Source organism: Cellulomonas sp. McL0606, from assembly GCF_058248365.1.
The window spans coordinates 2,517,395-2,537,724 of the sequence record NZ_CM177779.1 but is presented as its reverse complement, the minus strand read 5'-3'; the positions used below and the strand labels follow the sequence as shown (position 1 = coordinate 2,537,724).

Genomic DNA, 20,330 nt, shown 5'->3' with positions numbered 1-20,330 from the left:
GCGGCGTCGCTCACGCGTGCCCGTCCTCGAACGGGCAGGCGACGTACGCATCGGCGGCGGGAGTCCGTCGTCGTCTCGCGCTCGATCCAGCGGTCGTTGTCCGCAGTCGTCCCGGGGAGGTCGACGGTCGCGGTCATGCCGCCACCTCGTCGTCCGCGCAACCGAGCTGGCGGCGGGCCTCGTCGATCGTCGCCAGGATGCTGACCGTCTCGTCGAGCGTGTGCAGCGGCGATTCCTTCCGACCTTCGCCGACGAACGTGGCAAGCGCCGTCGCCTCCCATGCCAGGCCATCCATCAGCGCGACGCCGGTCTCGTCCCGCCAGGTGAGGGTCTCGCCGAAGAGCTCGTTGCCGGCGAGGGTCAGGCTCGTCGGGACGTGGAACGGTGCGGCCATCTCGATGCGAGCGTCGGACCCGGCGATCAGTGCTGTGGTCGGGGTCCGGGTGAGGATCGACGTGGTGAGCGTGGACTGCGCGATGCCGTCGTGGGTGAGCACGATGGTCGAGTACGCGTCGACCCCGGTGTCCGTGAGCCCGCCGATCGCCGTGACCTGCCGCGGCGCACCCAGCACCATCGAGTCGAGCTGGATCGGGTAGATCCCCAGGTCGAGCAGGGCGCCTCCGCCGAGGTCACGGCGGTAGAGGCGATGGTTCGGGTCGCGCGGGACCGCCTGGCCATGGTCCGCGACGACCGCGTGGATCTCGCCCAGCACACCGTCGGCGAGAAGCGCGCGGATCACGGCCGCCTGCGGCAGGTAGCGGCTCCACATCGCCTCCATCAGCAGCACGCCCGCATCCTGCGCGGCGCGCACGAGGATGCGTGCGTCCGCAGCATTCGTCGCCATCGGCTTCTCGATGAGCGTGTGCTTGCCGGCGCCGATCGCCAGGAGCCCGAGGGCGAGGTGCTCGCTCTGCGGCGCCGCGATGTAGACGACGTCGATGTCCGGGTCGCCCACGAGTGCGGCGTAGGACGAATGGACCCGGTCGATGCCGTGCTCGGCCGCGAAGGTCGAGGCTCGCTCGGGCGAGCGTGATGCGACGGCCGCGAGGCGCTGGCGCGTGTGCTTGTTCACGGCGTTCGCGAACGCGTGGGCTATCCAGCCGGGTGCGAGCACGCCCCATCGCAGGGCAGGTTCACCCGCTCCGGGTCGGTAGAGCTGTGGTGTGGGAAAGGCCTTCGGGAGCATGGGTGTCCTCGGGTACGTCGCTCGAGCGCTGTGGGCGTCGGAACGAAACGTAACGCTGATACGTTTAGGTGAAAAGGTAGGGGCGGCCGTCGTCTGCGGCACGGGCCCTTGCTCGAGCGTCCGCGCGAGCCTGAGGACCGGCTGGGACCGCGACTCAGACGTTTCTCAGGGGTCGGCAGGCAGGCTGGGAAACCCTGCAACGATCGGAAGTCCTGGTATGCCCTACGTGCGCCGCTGGCCCGTGCTCTCCTGCTCGCTGCTGGCTGCCGCGCTGCTCCTGGGGTTCGTCGCCGCTGACACCCACGTGCTCCAGCCCCACGGGCTGGCCATCGACGAGGCGATCGCGTCCGGGTGGCGTTCGCCGGTCCTGACGGCCGTGATGCTCGCGGTCAGCACCCTCGCGTCGCCGGTCGCGGGCGTCCTCTATCTCGTCGTGTGGACGGTGGTCCTGCTGGCCCGGCGTCGCCCCGTCGCGGCCGTGAGCACGTTCTTGGTGGTGGCGGTCGGATGGAACTCGGCGCTGGTCGTCAAGGCGATCGTCGGGCGCGCGCGGCCGCCGGCCGACCTCGTGCACGCACTCGCACCCGAGACCGGCCCGACCAGCTACCCGAGCGGTCACACGGCCCTCGCCGTCTCGCTGGCGGCGGCAGCGTGGTTCCTCGCCCGAGGCACCCGATGGTCGCGCCTCGTCGCGTGGTGCGGTGTCGCGTTCATTGCCCTGGTGGGCTTCTCACGGTTGTATGTCGGCGCGCACTACCCGGGCGACATCGTCGGCTCGGTGCTCGTATCGACGAGCGCGATCGTCGCGTTGACCGGCCTGTGGCACATCGTGCTGCGCCCGCGGCTGGGGTCGATCCCGCTGATCTCGCCGCTCCTGGCGCGCTTCGGACCGCTTGCGCCCGTGGGGGCCACGCCGTCATGAGCGGCGTCCAGACATGAGTGGCCGGGTCGCAGCGTGGCTGGCGAGCATCCCAGCCGCCTATGTCTACGCGGCGGTGTTCGCTCTCGTCTTCGCCGAGGACGCACTGTTCTTCGGCTTCGTCCTGCCGGGGGAGACCGCCGTCGTCGTGGGTGGTGTGCTGGCCAGCAGAGGTCACATCTCGCTGGGGGCCCTGATCCCCGTCGTGGTTGTCGCGGCGATCGCCGGCGACAGCGTCGGGTACGAGATCGGCCGACGCGCCGGCCCGCGCATCCTGGACTCCGCACTTCTGCGCGATCGTCGGGCCGCCCTGGCTAAGGCCGAGCACCTCCTGCGGACACGCGGAAGGACAGCGGTCTTCATCGGAAGGTTCGCGGCCTTCTTTCGCGCGACGATGCCCGCGCTCGCCGGCAGCGCACGGATGCCCTACCGACAGTTCCTCCCGGCCAACGCGGCGGGCGGCTTGGTCTGGGGCGTGAGCAACGCTGTGCTCGGATACTTCGTCGGCAGCGCCTACGCCCATGCGGCCTCGCTCATGGGCCAGGGCATCGCTGTGGGCCTCCTGATCGCAGCGATCGCAGCGCTCGTGATCTGGCGCCGCAGACGCCGCCGAGGTGGCGCCGGGGAGACGGTGCGGGTCGACGCCCATGAGCGGCACCACGTCGACCGGTGATGGACGCGACGTGACACTCCCGTTCAGCGTCGAGCACGTGGGTGCAGGTGAGGTGAACCCGTGGGATGGAGGACCGATGAACCGACCGCGCCGCGTCGTCGTCGCCGCCGTCCTCGGGTTGGCGCTGGCCCTCGCCGCCGGATGCACCGGCGTCACCCCGAAGCCCGCATCGTCGGCAGGTTCTGTCGCGGTGGGCAGCCCGACGGCGACCATGGAGCCGTCGGTGTCGACGCCCAGCCCCGTCTCCGCGCACACGCTGGGTGTGACCCCGCTCCCGGTGAGGCTCCCCACCCCGGTCTCCCGGCTCGTGGCGTTGGGTGCGGGGGATCAGTTGCTCCTGCTCGGTGGCCTCAGCACCACCACCACGACCAGCGTGCTGTTGGTCTCGCCGGGCATGGGCACGGTCAGCGAGGTCGCGCACCTCGCTCAGGCCACGCACGACGCCGGTGGCGCGGTCCTCGGGGGCCGCGCGGTGGTCATCGGCGGAGGGACCAGAGCCTCCATCACAGATGCGCAGTCTGTAGCCCTGAGCGGTGGTGCGGTGGCGATCAGCGGGCACCTGCCCGAGCCTCGGTCCGACCACGCGGTGGCCGCCGACGCGACGACCGCCTACGTCGTCGGTGGCTATACCGGGAGCACGGAGCTGCTGGACATCCTTGCCACGACCGACGGCTCGTCCTTCACGGTGGCGGCGCGGCTTGCCGAGACCGTCCGCTACCCGGCTGCCGTCGTTTCCGGGTCGGTCCTGTGGGTCTTCGGCGGCGTTCATCAGGGATCGGTGACCGACGACATCCAACGCATCGATCTCACGACCGGCGCCGTGAGCATCGCAGGTCACCTGCCCGGTCCGCTCTCGCATGCGGCGGCCACGGTTCTCGATGGCACGATCCTCGTGATGGGCGGCACTGACGGCCAGACCCACCAGAGCACGATCTATCGGTTCGACCCGGCCACGATCTCGGCCGCCTCCGTCGGCGCGCTGCCGGCGCCGACCTCCGACATGGCAGTCGCCGTGCTGGCCGGCGGCGCGTACGTCGTGGGCGGCGAGACCGCGGATGCGCAGGGGAGTGTCACGAAGCTCGACACGATCGTGCGCCTGCAGTATTCCCACTGACCGCTTGCAGTTCAGAGAGGTACTCGGGGCCGGACTGCTCACCAGAAGCCCGGGGGCGCCTGGTTCGTGCCGACAGTGTCCGCGTAGGAGTGCGGTGGCACGGGGTCGAGCCCATCAGGGGTGTTCAGGTAACCAGGTCCGCTGCCGGCGACGCCGGTGTGGCCGTACTGCCACACGATCGCGTTCCGCACCGGGTCGAGCACGAGCACGCGGTGGTTGTCGTCGTCGTTGAGCAGGATGTCCCCGTTGGGCAGCCCGACCGCGAGCGACGGGTGGTTCAGCTTCCCGTTCCCGCTGGTGGGGTTCCAGCGCCACAGCGCCGTGCCGGCCTGGTCGAAGACGACCACCTGTCCGGGGTCCTGGTAGCTGACCGTGAGGTACTGGCCCGGCTTGTACTGGTTGGTGTCGGACGGGTACGTCATCGCGGGCGGGTGCGTGCTCCAGTACACCGTGCCGGCGCGGTCGATCTCGTCGACCCAGTTCCCGCGGATCTCGGTGACCAGGAAGTGGCCGTTCGGCAGCGGGAAGACGCCGTTCGGGCTGCCGTACCGGGTGGGCAGGTCGTGCGCGCAGACGCCCGGCGCGCCGAGGGCCCACACCGGCCCGGCTGAGGTGGGCGACACATCGACCAACCGGCAGTTCTTGATGTCGGCGGCAACGATGGTTCGGTCGGGCAGCATCATCGCGTCGTCGGGGTTCCACAACTGGTTCGGGCCCGATCCATGCATCCCCGGGGTGCCGTACCGCCAGACGATCTTGCGGGTGGCGATGTCAATCTCGGTGATGACGAAGTCGTCCTCCTGCGTCGCGATGATGCCCTTGCCGTCGGGGGTGAAGAAGACGTCGTCGGGGATCACGAATGTCTCACCCGCCGCGAGGTCGCCCGGCTGTGGCCACTGCCAGAGCACCTGGCCGAGGGGGCTGACCACCACCAGGCTGTTGTTCTTCTTGTCGGCGATGATGATCGGCCCCGGCAGAACGCTCGGGTCCGATCCGGGGGCCAGGTCGCCTGGGTCTGCGGGTGCGGCCGCCGGGGGCCACACAGGCGCCGGGCTCGGCGCGGGTGGAGGCGCAGCCGACTTGGTCGGAGCCGAGGCAGCCTCGGTGGCGACGGTCGGCGACGGTTGAGGGCCGTGCGTGGGGCTGCAGGCGGCGACGAACAGCTCCAGCGCCACGGCCGCGCTCGCAAGGGCGCACAACCTCCACGTGCGCCCTGCCGGCGGCCAGCGGCGCGCGATTCCGCTGACCCACGGAGGACCCCACAAGGGCAAGGTAGCCGAAGCCCGCGGGCGTCCCGGATCGTCACCGGCTAGGGGTGCGGCTGGGGCGGTCGAGGGGGTTTGGGGTGCACGACGGCGTCGGTCGGGGCCGGCAGGACAGTGCCGTCCAGCGTCACCAGGGCGGGCATCGGCTGGCCGACGGGACCGGACCACGGGGCCGGTTCCCGCGGGGTCGGGGTGGGGTTCGGTGGCGTCGGTTGGCTGATGGCGCCAGGCGCTGGTGGGACCGGTCGCCTCAGCTCGGGGTCGACGAAGCCGGCCATGGACGGTGCGGTGTCCACGCGCGGCACACCCATAGGAGGCAGATGCAGCAGGTCGATGATCGTCTTCGGGATGGAGGCGTGGGAGTGCCACTGCGGGTCGATCGCCTGGGCGACCTGGCCGCCGAACATGAGCAGCGGAATCCTGGACCCGCCGATCACCTGGAACCCTTCCGGGTGGAGGGCGTCCGGCACGGTCTCGATGGCGGGGGTAGGTACCGAGTCGGCATACCCGCCCCAGTCGTCCCAGGTCACGATGAACGTGGTGTCGTCCCACCCGCCTCCGTCGATCACGGCCTGCACGCGGGACCACACCAGGTCGTGACCCTTGGTGACGTAGTCGGGGTCGCTGACGTGGGGTGGGTGCTCGTCGTAACCGGCCGGGCTCCACACGTAGCAGATCTGGGGCAGCGTGCCTGCCAGTGCCATGGGGATGAAGTCCTTCGGGGGATGGACGTTCACCGCGCCGGCCGGGGTGTCCACGGCGGCGTAGAACTTGGTGGGGTATCCGCTCTGGTCGGGGAACGCTCCCCAGGACACTCCGGCGGACTGTGCCACGGAGAAGATCGACGGGATGTCCCAGGTGGGGTACGGGCCGACGAACGGCGGATTCTTCAGCGTGGGGGTCTGTCCTCCGATGGCGAGCATGTGCCCGGAGGTGGAGTTGGACCCTGCGCCGAAGTGGTGGTCGGCGAAGACGAACTCCTTGGCGACCCAGGAGTAGAACGGGATGACGGCGTCGTTGTCGACCTGCGCCGCGACGCCGGGATAGTCGCCGATCGCGTAATGGACCCACGCGCTCCGGTCGTGGGGCTGGTCGAAGTTCGGCCCGAGGGTGAGCAGTTCTCCGTTGTTGGCGACCTCGGCGCCCCACGCAGCCATGGTCGGGAAGTAGAAGTCGGTCGTCTTGTTCTCCTGCAAGAACACGATCACCCGATGGGTGGTCACCTCGGCCATGGGAACCCCGCCTCCGATCAGACCAGCCACGCCCCGCGGCGCTCGTTCAGGCAACCACGCACCGGAGGGCGTCCGCTACCGGGGAGCACTCGAGTCGGAGCCGCCGGTGAAAGCAGCTTTTCCGAAACGGCGGCCAGCATGTCCGAGAGGCCAACCGCCTCCGCAACTGCGTGCGGTGCGCACCTCGCCGCCGGCCGGTTCGATAACGATCTCGCCACCACCCGCCACCTGCCGGGATCGCGTCCTTTGTGTGATTTGATCACCGAAGCAAGGGCCACAGCTCGGGCGAGGGGTAGTCGATGAATCCGGTGCTCGCGTTCGTCGTCGTCATGGCTGTGTGGACGGTCAGCGACCTGGTCGCGAAGAAGACCAAGTCGATCCTGTCGTCCCTCTTCGTCGCGTCGCTGATCTTCCTGGTCGGGTTCCTCACCAACGTGTTCCCCGACGACCTGTTGTCGGCCTCGTCGCTGCTGGCGCTGGCCGGGGTCGTGGTGGGGTTCATCATCGTGCACCTGGGCACCATGATCAGCCTGGACGACTTCAAGAAGCAGTGGCGCACCCTGCTCATCGGTGTCGCGGCCGTCGTCGGCATCGGGGTGTCCCTGCTGGTCGCGGGGCTGATCTTCGGAGGCGGGCACCAGCCGGGGGCGTACGACGCCGTCGCGTCGCAGCCGCTGGACTACGTGATCGCGGGCGTCGGCGCCGTGAGCGGCGGGACGATCTCCGTCCTCATCATCCAGGAGGCGGCCTTGGGGGTCGGGCTGACCTCGGTCGCGATCTTTCCTGTGCTGATCGTGGCCCTCCAGGGGCTCATCGGCTTCCCGCTGTCGTCGGTGATCCTGCGTCGGGAGGCGGCCCGGATCAAGGCGGAGCTCAGGGCCGCGAAGCTGGTCGAGGTCACGGCGAACGTCGCAGGTGCACCGGCCGCCGGAGCGATCCCTGCGGACCCGACCGCCGCAAGCGACGAGGCTGCGCCGGTCGAGCCCGACGTCGGTCGCCTCCCCGCGGCGCTGCGGACCACCCCGGGCACGCTCATGGTCGTCGGCCTCACCGTGCTGGTCGCGATCGGGGCCAACAACCTCACCGACGGCGTCCTCAACACCTTCGTCGTCGCCCTGATCCTGGGCATCACGCTGCGCACCACGCGCGTCTTCAAGGCGTCCGTGCTGGCGGGGATCGACTCGCTGGGCCTGATGATGCTCGCGATCCTCATCCTGGTGTTCGGGCCGCTCGCGACCGTCCAGCTGTCGGACCTCGCGAGCCTCGCCGGCCCGCTCGCGCTTGCGTTCGTGTTCGGAATCGCCGGGATCGTCGGCTTCACGATGGTGGTGGGCAAGCTCCTGGGATACAGCGTCCCGATGTCGATCGCGATCGGCCTGACCTCGCTGTTCGGGTTCCCCGGCACGATGATCCTGTCGCAGGAGGCTGCGCGTGGGGCCGGCGAGACGCCCGAGGAGGTCGCCGCGATCGAGGGGCAGATCCTGCCCAAGATGATCGTCGCCGGGTTCTCGACCGTCACCATCACGTCGGTGATCGTGACGAGCGTCATCGCCGGGCACATCGGCGGATGACACCGCGGCAGCGTGCGGGGGGGTGGTGCGCGTGTCTGACGCCGCCGTCAGCCTGCTGATCCTTGGTGGTTGCGTCGGCCTCTTCGTGTGGAACCGGCTCTCGGTCGGCGTCGTCGCGATCGCGACGGCTCTCGCGCTGTACGCGACCGGGCTGATCGACGCGACGCAAGCGGTCGCGGGTTTCGGCGACCCGGTCGTGATCTTCATCGCCACGCTGTTCGTGATCAGCGAGGGGCTGGAGGCGTCCGGGGTGACGGCATGGGCCGGCCAGCAGCTCATCGAGCGTGCGGGGACGGCCCGCAACCGCCTGCTGGTCGCGCTCATGCTGCTCGCAGCGGTCATGGCTGCGCTCGTCACGCCGAACGGGGCAGCCGCGGCGATGCTGCCCGTCGTCGTGCTCGCGGCTCGTCGGTCCGGGCAGGCGACGTCGCAGGTCCTCATGCCGCTGGCGTTCGCGGCGAGCGCGGGGGCGCTGCTGGTGCTGAGCGGCAGCCCGGTGAATGTCATCGTCGCGGACACCTTGAAGACGCAGACCGGCGCGCCGTTCGGGTTCTTCGAGTTCGCACTCATGGGCGTGCCGCTGGTCCTGGTCACGGTGATCGTCGCGCTGGTCGGCGGGCGCCGGCTGCTGCCGGACCGGTCGCCGTCGAGCCTGCCCGCGGACTACTCGGAGCACGTCGACACGCTGGTGGAGCACTACGAGCTCGACATGGGGTTCTTCCGGCTGCGCGCCGAGGCGGGGTCCGACGTCCTGGGCCGACGAGGTGTCGACCTCGTCGTGCCGCAGGACGTGACGGTGATCGGGGTCCAACGCGCCTCAGGGGCGCCCGCGGCGGAGGACGACGTGCTGGCGATCGGCGACGTCGTCGTCGTGACGGGCAGCGGCTCGGGGATCGCGCTGATGGTCGAGCAGCACGGGTTCGCGGTCGCGTCGACGCCGTTGACCCGGGCGACGCGGGAGGCGCTGCTCGGTCGCGAGGTCGGCGTGGCCGAGGTGGTGGTGCGGCCGCGGTCCCGACTCATCGGCGAGGTCGCGTTCGCGGGGGTCGTCCGTGGGGGCGTGACGGTGCTCGGCGTGCGGCGGCTCGGGAAGGACCGCGGCGGCGACCAGCTGGTGCTCGCCGAGGGCGACTCGTTGCTGGTGCACGGAAGCTGGGAAGCCGTCGAGGCGCTCTCCGACGACCAGGACGTCCTGGTCGTCGACAGCCCGGAGCGTGCGACGCCAGACGGTCGCGCTGGGGCCGACGGCCTGGCGTGCGATCGCGGTGCTCGTGGTCACGGTGACGCTGCTGGCGACGGGGGTCGTCCCGGCGGCGATCGCCGGCCTGATCGGCGCCGCGGCGATGGTGGCCAGCGGCGTGGTGAGCCCGACCCGTGCGTACCGCGCGGTGTCGTGGCAGACCGTCGTGCTCATCGGCGGGCTGATCCCGCTGTCCGTCGCGATCTCGAGCAGCGGTGCCGCGGACCTGGTGGCGGGGTGGCTGGGCGACCTCGTCGGCGACGGCGGGCCGCGCGTGCTGCTCGCCGCGATCTTCCTGCTCACGCTGCTGCTGGGCCAGGTGGTGAGCAACACGGCGACCGTTCTCATCGTCGTCCCGATCGCCGTGGCCATGGCGGGGGACGCGGGTGTGGCGCCGGCCCCGGTGCTGATGCTGGTGGCGGTCGCTGGGGCGGCGTCGTTCCTCACGCCGATCGCGACGCCGGCCAACCTCATCGTCATGGGCCCGGGCGGCTACAAGTTCTCCGACTACTGGAAGCTGGGTCTGGCGACGACCGCGGCGTGGTTCGTGGTCGCCATCGGGCTCATCCCCGTCATCTGGTCCACGTGAGTCAACGAAGTGCCTGAGAGGAGTCCTGTCATGACCGTCGACCTGATCCCGTCGCGTGCCCTGCTCGCGGACGTCACGGTGAGTGTGGCGCCGCTCGAGGAGGTGAGGAACGCCCGAACGGCAGGTGTAGCCGTGGGGATCGGCAAGGACGTCCCCGACGTCGTGCCGCTGACCCGAGCCCGGCTGACCGAGTGGGGATTCACCGGGGCCGTCGGGCAGACGCTGGTGCTGCCTCGCGAGGACGGCATCGTCGTCGTCACCGGGGTCGGCGACGACCCGACGCCCGCCGCGCTGCGCGACGCCGCGGCCGCGTTCGCGAGGGGAGTGGGCCGGGATGATGTGCTCGTCACCGACCTCGCCTCCGTGGGGGCCGACCCGGGCGCTGCAGCGCAGGCGGTCGTCGAGGGCATCCTGCTCGGGCGGTACCGCTACGACGCGTTCAAGACCAACCCCGACGCGGTGCCCGTCCGAGAGATCGTGCTGCTGGTGGCCGACGCGTCGGCCGACGCGGCGCGGCAGGGCGCCGAACGCGGACTGGTGCTCGCCCGGGCGGCGTCGCTCTCGCGCGACCTGGCCAGCGCGCCCGCCGACTACCTCGACGCCCCGGGCCTTGCGGACATCGCCGTCCGGCTGGCGGGGGAGCACGGGCTCGAGGTGACGGTGCACGACAAGGCGGCTCTGGTCGCGATGGGCTGCGGGGGGCTCCTCGGGGTGAACGCTGGATCGGTGGTCGAGCCGCGGATGATCGTGCTGCGCTACGTGCCCGCCGGGGAACCCACGGGGCACCTCGGGTTCGTCGGCAAGGGCATCATGTACGACTCGGGCGGCATCAGCCTCAAACCGTCGAACGCGATGCACGCCGCGATGAAGATGGACATGAGCGGGGCCGGCGCGGTCCTGGCGGCGATGACGGCCCTGGCCGCTTTGGAGGTGCCGACCGCCGTGAGCGCCTACCTGGCGTGCACGGACAACATGCCGTCCGGCAGCGCGACCAAGCTGGGCGACGTGCTCGTCTCGCGCAGCGGCCGCACGATCGAGGTGGTGAACACCGACGCCGAGGGTCGCCTGGTCATGGCCGACGCGATCGCGCTGGCGAAGGAGGACGGGGTCGAGGCGATCGTCGACATCGCGACGCTCACCGGGGCGTGCCTCGCCGCCCTCGGCACGCTGACGGCCGGGGTCATGGGCAACGACGAAGGCATGCTCGCGCTCGTCGAGGCATCAGCGGCGACGACCGACGAGCAGGTGTGGCGCCTGCCGCTCGACCGCCGGTACCGCAAGCAGCTCGAGTCCGAGGTCGCGGACATCAAGAACCTCGGCGGTGAGTTCGCCGGGGCGATCACCGCGGCGCTGTTCCTGGCGGAATGGGTGGAGGGCACGCCGTGGGCGCACCTGGACATCGCCGGGCCGATGCGGTCGGACGTCGACGACGCCTGGCGGACGAAGGGCGCGACCGGCTTCGGGGCGCGGCTGCTGGTCGATGTCGCGGCGGGGTTCTCGTCCGGCAGGCGCTGATCGGGTCGCTGCGGAACTCGGCCGTCTCGTCGACTGCGTCGGTCGGCGACACTCTGCCGCGTGCAGAGCGTTCCCGCTGACCTCAAGCTCGAGCTGACGGCTCCGTTTCTCCGTGGCAGCCGAAGCCTCCGCGCTCTCGCAGCTGTCGACAAAAGCGGTGGCGGAGTCTGCCCTGGAAATCACGGCCAAGCTGAAGCAGAGCGACCTGATCACGGAACTCGTCAGTCGACTGAAAGCCCCGAAGGTTGCGCCCAAGCAGAAAGACCCGCTCGTCCTACGCACGGAGGCCGCGAAGGCGCTGAAGGCCAACAGTCCGGACAAGACCGGGGGGTCTTATCTCTGCGGCAAGGGCGACCAGCCGCATGTGCACCTCTACGCCGACGGGTTTCACCTGAAGAAGATCAACGGGATCGAGCGGATCAACGTGATCCAGAGCAACATCCTCTATCCCGATGGCATCAAGAAGGCACGGCAGGCCGCGACGGCCGATCCGCGTTCCGCCGAGATCCACATCGCCATCGACAAGTGCCTGCTGGCCCTCAAGGAGTCCCTGGACACGTACTGACGCAACCCCGACATTCGATTCATGTGCGCACCTCGGTATTCGTGCACATGACGACGAGGTCAGTCGCTGTCGCTGGCGCGAGCGGATATGCCGGAGGCGTGCCTAGCCCCACGGCCCGTGGTGCATGATCCGGCGGCCCGCCAGCTCAACGTCACGAAAGGGCCGCGCTCGCCCTTTCCTCACCGTCGGGCGAGAAGCAGTAGGCCTGGTCCAGCGCACTCAGCCCGACGACCGTGGTGAGGATCGCCGCGGCCCAGAACACCGTGAACGCGTTCCCCGCCGTACGCGCGGCGGTGGTGGTGTCGCCCCGACCGAGGCTGCGGGAGACGACCGAGGCGGCGCCGACTCCCAGGGCCGTGGAGACGGCGCCGAGCAACAGCAGGAGCGGGGCGACGAGGTTGACGGCCGCCATCGCGGTCGCTCCGACCCCTCGGGCGACGAACCAGGCGTTGGTCAGGGCGTAGATGCCGTAGACGCCGACCGACAAGGTCGTCTGAGAGCAGGCGTGCCACAGCAGGCGCCCGAGCGGCTCGGTCTCGAGCGCGGTGGTGTGGTCGAGGCGCTGTCCGCTCGTCGTGGTCATGGCCGAGCGAGCAGCGCCATGATCTCGTCGAGCTGGGTGCGGGCCCAGTCGTACTGGTGGGCGTCGGTGTGGCCGCGGTAGACGGTCTCGATCACCATGATCAGGACCAGGTGCAGGCAGTACAGACGCCGGCGGACCTGCTCGTTCGCCGTCAGCCCGGCCAGCCATAGCCGCGCATGAACGCGGTGGAGTCCCCGAATCCCGGCAGCTGGGAGGCGACGAACCCGGCCTCCATGAGCGGGTCGCCGTACAGCGCCCGCTCGTGGTCGATGATGCAGGCGATCTGGCCGTCGCGGATCATCACGTTCGAGTCCCACAGGTCCCACTCGATGAACCTCGGCTCGATGACCTCGTCCAGGACGTCCGCGTGCTCGGCCATCGTCTTGCGCACGACGTGGTAGTCCCAGCCGAGGTCGACCCGGCGCAGCTCCCCGTCGCGCAGCACGTCCTCGACGATGCCGGTGAACACGACCCGCCACGAAGGGTCACCCGGGCCGGCGAGGGGTCCGAACCACGGGCCGCGGATCGAGTTGAGCTCGCGGTTCGCCGCGCCGAGCTCCTCGTTGTAGTCCGCGACGACGCCGGGAGGCAGATCGTTCTTGACGATGCCGAGGTTGTCGCCCTCCACGAACGGCATGACGAACCAGTCGGCGTCGACCAGGTCGTGGCTCGTGTCGGCGAAGTCGATGTGCGGCACCGGCACGCCGGTGCGCTCGGTGATCATCCGCAGCGACTCGAGCTCGATGCGCATCGCACCGCGCTCGTAGGTCATCACCGGCACGTCGGCCGGCGGGGCGATCTTCATCACGACGTCGCGTCCGTCGCGCAGCGTCAGGCGGTAGGCCACGTTGAACCAGCCGTGCCCAGCCCGCCACCCAGTCGCCCGACGCGTCCGTGGGGACCTGGTCCGGTCCGTAGGCCCGCTCGATCATCGCCCGCAGCGTGGTCAGGCTCTGTCGGTTCTTGGTGATGCTCTCCACGCGGCTCGGCTCCTTCGCTCGCGGCCCGGTGCCCGCAGACTATATGAATACTTACCGAGCGGTAAGCGAATGCTGCCGTCGGTCGCCGAATGGTCCTTGCGGATCGGCCGCCGTCGCCGAGCAAGCTTCCCTAGGCGCCGCCATGTTGAGCCCTGGCTCCTCCCTCAGGGCGGCGTCACCGTCATCGGTGCGTCACTGCCGAGGCAATGACGGCGCGGGTGGGCCCGGCGCCGCGATCACCTTGCTATCGCGTCGGAGGCGTCGGAGGCGTCGGAGGCGCCGGACGCACCGGACCACTTGACTGCGTCGGCCGGCGAGAAGACTCGAACGCGCTCGGTGAACACGCGGGGCCCCCAAGCGGCGTCGATCGCACGTTTGATCGACGGTCGTGCCGACCAGGCGTGCTGCGACCGGCCGGTCACCCTCCGGCCGACGTCGAACCTAGGAGCCGATTGGTTGGGCGACGGCGCCGCGCTCAAGAGAGCCGACGTCCGCCGCCCGGATGCGTAAAAGTCGCCTGCCAAGGCGGGGCGCCGGGGAGCCTCGCCGGTCGCGATCAGCTGATGCACGAATCCGGGCGCCACCCTCAGCGATGCGGCGACCTCGGCGACCGCGAGACAAGGCTCGCGTGGGGCGATGACGCGGCTGCAGCGGAGCAACCGAACGTTCGGTGAGCGTCATCTGCGCGCTCCGCACAACGTGCTCGGGCCTAGCAAGTTCCCGAGGTACGGGCAGGGCCCCTGACCATTCGTGCAGGTCAGGGGCCCAATATGCTCCCTCGACTGGACTCGAACCAGTAACCGTCCGATTAACAGTCGGATGCTCTGCCAATTGAGCTACGAGGGATCGTGCGGGGAAAACTGTAGCAGCCGTCAGAGGGTGCTCCCGCACTCAGCGGGGGAGCCCGACGGCGTCGCGAACCTCGTCCTCCGCGGCGTCGACGACGGCCGCGACGGCCGGGTCGGAGAGGTCGACGGAGCCCTCGCCGAGCACCTGCGTGAACAGCTCGCCGTCCTCGCCGCGGCGTAGCGCGACCCGGATCCGCTGGCCGTCGGGCAGGGTCGTGGCGACGGCGTGGACGACAGACTGCTGGACGCGCTCGCGGAACGTCTGCGCGAACGCGGTGGACCCGGGGGCGTCGCCGAAGACGAACCGGGTGGTGCGCCCCCAGACCCACCGCACGCTCAGGGTGCGGGTCGCGGGGTCCATGGCGCCGTGGTCGATGTCGGACCACGGGTGGCGGGCGACGTCCTGGCCGGCGTCGAGCACGTGCAGCGCCAGCCGGCTGGCCACGACCCAGCGGTCGTCGGTCAGCTCCGTGCTGACCAGCACCGTGTCGCCGGGACGCAGCTCGAGGCGCGCGCGGACGGCATCGGGGAGTCGTCGACGGGAGAACAGGGCCACGGCAGCACGGTACCCGCGTGGCGCGGTGCCCCAGGTCGGGCTTGAACCGACGACCTCTCAGATTATGAGTCTGGCGCTCTGACCGGCTGAGCTACTGGGGCACGCCGAACCCTACCGAAGGGGGCATCAGAGGGTGAACGGGCCGCGTGTCCGGCGGGAGGAAAGCTGATCGCGCGTCGAGCCGCTCTACGGCGAACGGGTGAAATGCGCCACATGTCGGGGAGTCTGCCCCGGTCTGTCTCATCTGTCCGCCGAGGTCGTCGCACAGACGTCCGACGGCCCCGTCCCGCGGCAGGTCCACCACGAAACGGACACCCGACGGTTAACTTCGACCGGCGACATATCTCCAGGTCAGAGGCTGTGCGCACCGCCGTCCGAGAGTTTCGCTCGCCGCACCGAGCGGCCGCAGGTGCGCCGTACGCCGATGCCACACGACGGGTGCCGGAGGGAAGGTGAACGGCCGCCGTCGTCCGGTTTCGGCGGGTTTGAATCACCCGTTTGCCCGCGAAACGGCGGTCACAGCTTGTTGCACACCTGTCCAGAACCGGGCATAGTTCCGGTTGTCAGCGACAAACGGCAAACCCGCTGCAAGGCGGGGACGCAAAGCCACGGGGCCCACGAGGCCAGCCGAGCTACCGAACGACAGGAGATCCATCATGGCTGTTACCACCATCGACGCCCCCCTCTCGCAGGGCGCCCTTCTCACCCCCGGTGAGGTTGCGGTCCTCTTCCGCGTCGACCCCAAGACGGTCACGCGCTGGGCCCAGGCCGGCAAGCTTCTCGGCGGTTCGTACCCTCGGCGGCCACCGCCGTTTCCACGAGTCCGAGGTTCGTTCGCTGCTCACGGGTGTTCCCACGCAGCGCGGCGAGTGATCTCGACCAACGCCTGACGTCCTTCGGGACGAATGCCAAGAAGCCCGCCGGGAACGGCGGGCTTCTTCGTCTCAGGCGATGGTTGCCAGGACCGCGTCGCGGACCTCGGCCTGCGTCCGGTGGGGCTGGAAGACGAGCCACTCGAGGCCTGCCAGCAGGGTCGCGCCGAACAGGGCCGCGGCCGCGAGCAGAGCGTTGCGTTCCGGCCAGGTCTCCGCGACGACGTCGGCGAAGGTGCCGATCGACTCGTCGCGCAGGTGCCGGATCGAGTCCTGCCAGCTTCGGCCCGTCCGGAACGACTCCGCGGCCATCAGCTTGGCGAAGTCCGGGTGCGCCTCGATCTGGGCGAGCAGCTCGCCCACGAGCGCCTCCAGGGCGTCGCGACCGTGCAGCCCGTCGGACGCGGACCGCAGTGCGGCGGTCAGCCGCCCGACGCCCTGGCTGATGATCGACTCGAACAGGCCGGCCTTGGAGCCGAAGTTGTAGAAGATGCTGCCCTTGGCGACGCCGGCCGCCGCCGCGATGTCGTCGACGGACGTGGCCGCGAAGCCGCGCTCGGCGACGAGCGCGAGCGCTGCCTCGACGATCTGCTCCCTGGTGCCCCCTGCGCGCATTGCCGCAGCCTCTCAGATCGCTCGGGCACTCATATGGTCAACGCCGGGTGAAGGCGGGAGACCGTCCAGGTCCGCATCCGGCCCGCCTTCCACGCCGTGACCGCCAGCGAGGCCAGCAGGACGGCGACCAGATAGCCGACGGCGACCCACAGCCGGGCGTCGGGCGTCCCCGTCACGAGGTCGCGCAGGCCCTGCACCGCGTAGGTCATCGGGAGCAGCGGATGGATCGCCTGGAAGAACGCCGGGGTCGTCTGCACCGGGTACGTCCCGCTCGCGGACGTGATCTGGAGCATGAGCAGGGCGATCGTCGCGACCTTGCCCGCGGCCGGCCCGAGCACCGCGATGAGCATCTGCTGCACGGCGAGGAACGCCGCGGCGACGAGCACGAGGAACGCGACGGTGCCCACCGGGTGGCCGATGCTCAGCCCGAGCCCGAGGGCGACCACGCCGAGCAGGACGGCGACCTGACCTGCACCGACGGCGACGGCGGGCAGGTAGCCGGCGATGGCGACACGCCAGCCGGACGCCGGGGTGGCCAGCGCCCGCGAGGGCAGCGGGCGCAGCAGGAGCCACGTGATGATCCCGCCGACGAAGAGCGCCATGGGCAGGAACATCGGGGCGAAGCCCTCGCCGAGGCTGTCGGCGGTGGCCAGATCCGTCGTCGCGGAGCTCGACGGGGTTCGCGATCGTCGTCGCCCGAGCCGCCCGCCGGTCCGCAGAGTCGTCGGGGATCTGCGCGGCGCCGTCGGACAGACCGTCCGCGAGCTGGGCGGCTCCGTCGCCGACCTGCGAGGTGCCGGAGGCGACCTGTGCGGCGCCGTCGGCCAGCGCCGCCGTGCCGGTGGCCAGCGTGGCGGACCCGTCGGCGGCGTGCGCCGCGCCGTCCGCGACGCCCGCGGCCCCGCCTGCGAGCGTGGTCGCACCGGTGGCCAGGGTCTGCGCGGAGGCCGCCAGGGACCCGAGCCCGTCGTCGAGCGCCGCGGCGCCGGAGGCGACCTGCGCGGCGCCCGCATCGAGCTGCTGGAGCTGAGCGGACAGGGCGGCGGGGTCCGACGAGCCCAGCGTGACCAGGAGGGCGGCGGCGTCCGCGTCGCCGGCGGAGGCTCGGGCGGTCAGATAGGCGCCCATCTGGGGGAGCAGCCCGCCGATCGTGCCGACCGTCGCGTGCACGCCGTCCGCGACCTTCTGCGCGCCGCCCGCGACGGCCCCGGCCGAGGCGTGGGCCGTGTCGGATCCGGCGGCCAGGCGGTGCGCCGCGTCGGCGAGGGTCGCACTGCCGGAGGCCACCTGGGCCGCGCCGCTGCCCAGGGTCGCCGTCCCGCCGGCGAGCGCGGCGGCCCCGTCACGCGCCTGCGCGGCACCGGTGGCCACCTGGGTCGCCCCGGCGCCGAGCTGCGTGGCCGCGGCGCGCAGCGAGACGGCACCGTCGGAGGCCTGCACCAGTCCCTCGCGGGCGGAGCCGAGGCCCACCAGCACCTGGCCGACCGCCTGCCGGCCCGCGGTCGCGGCGACCGCGTCGCGCACCTGCGTCATCGCCGAGCGGCCGAGCGTCGTGCCGATGAAGGAGTTCGCGTCGTTGTAGGTGACGTCGATCCGTGCGCTCGTCGGCGTGTCCCCACTTGCCGAGGCGAGCGACGTCGAGAAGTCGGCCGGGATGGTGACGGCGAAGTAGTAGTCGCCGTCCTGCACGCCCGCGGCCGCGTCCGACGCGTTGGTCGGGTGCCAGTCGAGATCGCCGGCGTCGGTCAGCTGGGCGGTCAGGTCGGCGCCGGCGGTCAGCCGGGTGCCGTCCGAGGCGGGGGCGCCCGTGTCGGCGTCGACCAGCGCGACCGGCAGCCGGTCGAGGTGCGACGTCGGGCTCCAGAACGCCCAGAGGTACAGGGCTCCGTACAAGAGCGGGACGAGCAGCATCGCCGCGACGGCCAGCCGGGGGAGCCGTCCGCGGCGGAACCGGCGGAGCTCGCCGCCCGAGGTCAGGGAGAGCATGGGGCGTCCTTCGTCAGTGGGTGAGGTGGAGCTGGGTGTGCCGGACGTACGGGGCGGCGGCGGCGCTGGCGGCGACGACGGTCAGCCCGTCGTCGGTCAGAGCCTCGAGGCGGTCCCAGACGAGACGGCGGCGGGCTGGGTCGTGCACCTGGTCGAGGTCGTCGACGACGAGAAGCCGGGGCCGCTGCGCCATCGCGAGGGAGATCCGCAGCAGGAGTGCCTCGACCTCGTCGAGATGCCAGACGACTGTCTGCGCCGCCGGCACCGGAACGTCGCCGAAGACGGCTGCGAGGAGCGTGTCGACGACACCCTGGTCCGGCCGACGCAGCCGTCGGTACCACGGGGACAGCCACGCGAGCCGCTCGCGGACGTGCTGCGCGACGGTGACGGACTCGTCGAGATCGTCGATCCCCGCGAACCCGGCGAGCGCGGCCTCCCGTTGCAGCGCGCCACGGTCGTCCGGCAGCGCGTGGCCGAGGACGACGAGGCTCGACGGCTCGTCGGGCACCATCCGGCCGGCGAGGGTGAGCAGCAGGCTGGTCCGACCGGACCCCTGCGGGCCGCGCACGACGGTGAGCTCGCCCGTGGCCACGTCGAGGTCGAGGGGGCCGTAGATCGCGCCGCGGTCGCCCGTCAGGGACAGTGCGTGCGCCTGGGCGGCGAGGACGGGCATGCGGGCTCCTTAAACTGACCGGTCAGTACAAAGCCTACCTCGCGGGCCGTTGCCGATGGCGGGCACGCGGCTGTCTCCCCGGTCACACAGGGTGCCGAACCTCGGCACCGCGCCGGTCATGAAAGGATCACCGCATGGCCATGCGAGAGATCCGGACCGTCGGAGACCCCGTCCTGCGCACCCCCTGCGACCCGATCACGACGATCGACGCGCGTGTGCGCGGTCTCGTCGAGGACCTCGTCGAGACCGTCGACACCGACGGCCGTGCCGGGCTGGCGGCCAACCAGATCGGCGTCGGCCTGCGGGCGTTCTCCTGGAACATCGACGACGAGGTGGGCTACGTGCTCAACCCGACGATCGTCGAGCTGTCCGAGGACGAGTACCAGGACGGCGACGAGGGGTGCCTGTCGGTGCCCGGCCTCTGGTACCCGACCCGACGCGCCTGGTACGCGCGGGTCGTCGGCACCGACCTCGACGGGAACGAGGTGGTCGTCGAGGGCACCGAGCTCATGGCCCGCTGCCTGCAGCACGAGGTGGACCACCTCGACGGGATGCTCTACCTGGACCGCCTCGAGCGATCGGTGCGCAAGAAGGCCATGCGCACCATCCGCGACCAGCTCTGAGCGCGGCAGGCTGGCGTTCGCGCGACTCGTCGTGCATGCTGGCCCCAGCACGCCGCGAGACTGTGTTGCTCGTCCGAACGCGTTGAGGTCGTTGGGGAAGACGAACCTCGAACCCCGTTCAGGAGGACGACATGGCAGGTGCGATCACCCGCGGTGTACTTTTCGTGCACTCTGCACCCCGCGCGCTGTGCCCTCACATCGAGTGGGCGGCCGGCAACGTGCTGGGCGGACGCGCGTCGTTCGACTGGACGGCGCAGCCCGCCGGACCGGACTTCTACCGGGCTGAGCACTCGTGGCAGGGAGCGCAGGGCACCGGCGCGCGCCTCGCGTCCTCGCTGCGCGGCTGGGCTCACCTGCGCTACGAGATCACCGAGGAGGCCAGCCACGGCGTCGACGGCTCCCGGTGGAGCCACACCCCGGGAGCTGGGCATCTTCCACGCCGCGACGGACGTGCACGGCAACATCGTCGTGCCCGAGGACCGGATCCGCGCCGCCCTCGAGCACGCCGCGGACCCGCTGCGCCTCCGCACGGAGCTGGATCTCGCGCTCGGGCAGGCGTGGGACGACGAGCTCGAGCCGTTCCGGTACGCGGGTGCGGGCGCACCCGTGCGCTGGCTGCACCGGGTGGGCTGAGCCGGCGGGGCGTTCGGCTGCTGGACCTGCACAGCGTCGCCCCAGACAACTTCCCTAGAGTGCCCACCAGAGTCGCGATCTCACGCCGCTGG

At 70.9% G+C, this 20,330-nt stretch carries 17 protein-coding genes, 2 tRNA genes, 4 pseudogenes and 1 riboswitch; of the genes and pseudogenes, 11 read left to right on the top strand and 12 right to left on the bottom strand.

Translation table 11 applies throughout. The features are described from left to right. Positions 1–133: 133 nt before the first annotated feature. Positions 134–1,114: a Gfo/Idh/MocA family protein gene (locus AC38ZX_RS12990; RefSeq protein ID WP_491294677.1), complete on the bottom strand. Its 981-nt coding sequence runs from the start codon at positions 1,112–1,114 to the stop codon at positions 134–136. A 289-nt stretch (positions 1,115–1,403) separates the two neighbouring features. Between AC38ZX_RS12990 and AC38ZX_RS12985 the strand changes: the two genes are divergently transcribed. The 3 genes from AC38ZX_RS12985 to AC38ZX_RS12975 all read left to right on the top strand — a co-directional run bounded on the left by AC38ZX_RS12985 (position 1,404) and on the right by AC38ZX_RS12975 (position 3,892). Next, entirely contained in the window at positions 1,404–2,108 is a 705-nt protein-coding gene (locus AC38ZX_RS12985; RefSeq protein WP_426592351.1) for a phosphatase PAP2 family protein, read from the top strand. Positions 2,109–2,121: 13 nt separating this feature from the next. Then, positions 2,122–2,778: a DedA family protein gene (locus AC38ZX_RS12980; protein ID WP_426592350.1), complete on the top strand. Its 657-nt coding sequence runs from the start codon at positions 2,122–2,124 to the stop codon at positions 2,776–2,778. Between the two features lie 586 nt (positions 2,779–3,364). Continuing rightward, complete coding sequence (locus AC38ZX_RS12975; RefSeq protein WP_491294674.1) at positions 3,365–3,892, top strand: Kelch repeat-containing protein; 528 nt, start codon at positions 3,365–3,367, stop codon at positions 3,890–3,892. Positions 3,893–3,930: 38 nt separating this feature from the next. On the opposite strand, the gene AC38ZX_RS12970 is transcribed toward AC38ZX_RS12975, so the two are convergent. After that, positions 3,931–5,067, bottom strand: a complete 1,137-nt coding sequence (locus AC38ZX_RS12970) for an NHL repeat-containing protein (protein WP_491294672.1) — start codon at positions 5,065–5,067, stop codon at positions 3,931–3,933. 134 nt (positions 5,068–5,201) lie between these two features. Beyond that, positions 5,202–6,365, bottom strand: coding sequence for an alkaline phosphatase family protein (locus AC38ZX_RS12965; RefSeq protein WP_491294671.1), 1,164 nt, complete (start codon positions 6,363–6,365; stop codon positions 5,202–5,204). Positions 6,366–6,688: 323 nt separating this feature from the next. Here AC38ZX_RS12965 and AC38ZX_RS12960 point away from each other — a divergent pair, with 323 nt between their 5' ends. The 5 genes and pseudogenes from AC38ZX_RS12960 (at position 6,689) to AC38ZX_RS12940 (ending at position 11,869) form a co-directional block, all read left to right on the top strand. Beyond that, positions 6,689–7,960, top strand: coding sequence for a hypothetical protein (locus tag AC38ZX_RS12960; protein ID WP_426592346.1), 1,272 nt, complete (start codon positions 6,689–6,691; stop codon positions 7,958–7,960). A gap of 22 nt (positions 7,961–7,982) precedes the next feature. Then, positions 7,983–8,729 (top strand): annotated as a pseudogene (locus AC38ZX_RS12955) (SLC13 family permease); the annotation flags it as partial. Positions 8,730–9,174: 445 nt separating this feature from the next. Then, positions 9,175–9,789 (top strand): SLC13 family permease, encoded by a 615-nt coding sequence (locus AC38ZX_RS12950; RefSeq protein WP_491297409.1) that lies wholly within the window; start codon positions 9,175–9,177, stop codon positions 9,787–9,789. Between the two features lie 30 nt (positions 9,790–9,819). Then, positions 9,820–11,304 carry a leucyl aminopeptidase family protein gene (locus AC38ZX_RS12945; protein WP_491294669.1) on the top strand — a complete coding sequence of 495 codons (1,485 nt, stop codon included), beginning with the start codon at positions 9,820–9,822 and terminating at the stop codon, positions 11,302–11,304. A 112-nt stretch (positions 11,305–11,416) separates the two neighbouring features. After that, on the top strand, positions 11,417–11,869 hold the full coding sequence (locus tag AC38ZX_RS12940) for a hypothetical protein (protein WP_491294666.1): 453 nt from the start codon (positions 11,417–11,419) through the stop codon (positions 11,867–11,869). 151 nt (positions 11,870–12,020) lie between these two features. On the opposite strand, the gene AC38ZX_RS12935 is transcribed toward AC38ZX_RS12940, so the two are convergent. The 5 genes from AC38ZX_RS12935 to AC38ZX_RS12915 all read right to left on the bottom strand — a co-directional run bounded on the left by AC38ZX_RS12935 (position 12,021) and on the right by AC38ZX_RS12915 (position 14,937). Continuing rightward, on the bottom strand, positions 12,021–12,452 hold the full coding sequence (locus AC38ZX_RS12935) for an MATE family efflux transporter (RefSeq protein ID WP_491294665.1): 432 nt from the start codon (positions 12,450–12,452) through the stop codon (positions 12,021–12,023). A gap of 151 nt (positions 12,453–12,603) precedes the next feature. After that, entirely contained in the window at positions 12,604–13,299 is a 696-nt protein-coding gene (locus tag AC38ZX_RS12930; RefSeq protein WP_491294663.1) for a phosphotransferase family protein, read from the bottom strand. Between the two features lie 906 nt (positions 13,300–14,205). Then, positions 14,206–14,278 (bottom strand) — tRNA-Asn (locus AC38ZX_RS12925). Positions 14,279–14,323: 45 nt separating this feature from the next. Then, positions 14,324–14,836, bottom strand: coding sequence for a hypothetical protein (locus AC38ZX_RS12920; RefSeq protein WP_426592339.1), 513 nt, complete (start codon positions 14,834–14,836; stop codon positions 14,324–14,326). A 26-nt stretch (positions 14,837–14,862) separates the two neighbouring features. Next, positions 14,863–14,937: transfer RNA gene (locus AC38ZX_RS12915), tRNA-Ile, on the bottom strand. A gap of 464 nt (positions 14,938–15,401) precedes the next feature. Next, a riboswitch (cyclic di-GMP riboswitch) is annotated at positions 15,402–15,476 on the top strand. 16 nt (positions 15,477–15,492) lie between these two features. Here AC38ZX_RS12915 and AC38ZX_RS12910 point away from each other — a divergent pair. Beyond that, positions 15,493–15,709: pseudogene (locus tag AC38ZX_RS12910) on the top strand (BldC family transcriptional regulator). A gap of 71 nt (positions 15,710–15,780) precedes the next feature. Here AC38ZX_RS12910 and AC38ZX_RS12905 read toward each other — a convergent pair. From AC38ZX_RS12905 to AC38ZX_RS12890, 4 genes and pseudogenes are all read right to left on the bottom strand, one after another. After that, positions 15,781–16,323: a TetR/AcrR family transcriptional regulator gene (locus tag AC38ZX_RS12905; RefSeq protein WP_426592337.1), complete on the bottom strand. Its 543-nt coding sequence runs from the start codon at positions 16,321–16,323 to the stop codon at positions 15,781–15,783. A gap of 29 nt (positions 16,324–16,352) precedes the next feature. Next, positions 16,353–16,976, bottom strand: a complete 624-nt coding sequence (locus tag AC38ZX_RS12900) for a YhgE/Pip family protein (RefSeq protein WP_491297408.1) — start codon at positions 16,974–16,976, stop codon at positions 16,353–16,355. Between the two features lie 136 nt (positions 16,977–17,112). After that, positions 17,113–18,234 (bottom strand): annotated as a pseudogene (locus AC38ZX_RS12895) (YhgE/Pip domain-containing protein); the annotation flags it as partial. A gap of 88 nt (positions 18,235–18,322) precedes the next feature. Further along, positions 18,323–18,982, bottom strand: a complete 660-nt coding sequence (locus tag AC38ZX_RS12890; RefSeq protein ID WP_491294660.1) for an ATP-binding cassette domain-containing protein — start codon at positions 18,980–18,982, stop codon at positions 18,323–18,325. A gap of 134 nt (positions 18,983–19,116) precedes the next feature. Between AC38ZX_RS12890 and def the strand changes: the two genes are divergently transcribed. Both def and AC38ZX_RS12880 read left to right on the top strand, forming a co-directional pair. After that, positions 19,117–19,605 (top strand): peptide deformylase, encoded by a 489-nt coding sequence (def, locus tag AC38ZX_RS12885; protein ID WP_426592334.1) that lies wholly within the window; start codon positions 19,117–19,119, stop codon positions 19,603–19,605. A 131-nt stretch (positions 19,606–19,736) separates the two neighbouring features. Next, a pseudogene (locus AC38ZX_RS12880) lies at positions 19,737–20,238 on the top strand (DUF3145 domain-containing protein). Positions 20,239–20,330 lie beyond the last annotated feature (92 nt).

Coding starts and splice junctions, on each gene's coding strand:
- AC38ZX_RS12980 (WP_426592350.1), top strand. CDS start 2,122: ATGAGTGGCCGGGTCGCAGCGTGGCTGGCGAGCATCCCAGCCGCCTAT.
- AC38ZX_RS12985 (WP_426592351.1), top strand. CDS start 1,404: ATGCCCTACGTGCGCCGCTGGCCCGTGCTCTCCTGCTCGCTGCTGGCT.
- AC38ZX_RS12905 (WP_426592337.1), bottom strand. CDS start 16,323: ATGCGCGCAGGGGGCACCAGGGAGCAGATCGTCGAGGCAGCGCTCGCG.
- def (WP_426592334.1), top strand. CDS start 19,117: ATGGCCATGCGAGAGATCCGGACCGTCGGAGACCCCGTCCTGCGCACC.
- AC38ZX_RS12945 (WP_491294669.1), top strand. CDS start 9,820: ATGACCGTCGACCTGATCCCGTCGCGTGCCCTGCTCGCGGACGTCACG.
- AC38ZX_RS12890 (WP_491294660.1), bottom strand. CDS start 18,982: ATGCCCGTCCTCGCCGCCCAGGCGCACGCACTGTCCCTGACGGGCGAC.
- AC38ZX_RS12960 (WP_426592346.1), top strand. CDS start 6,689: ATGAATCCGGTGCTCGCGTTCGTCGTCGTCATGGCTGTGTGGACGGTC.
- AC38ZX_RS12935 (WP_491294665.1), bottom strand. CDS start 12,452: ATGACCACGACGAGCGGACAGCGCCTCGACCACACCACCGCGCTCGAG.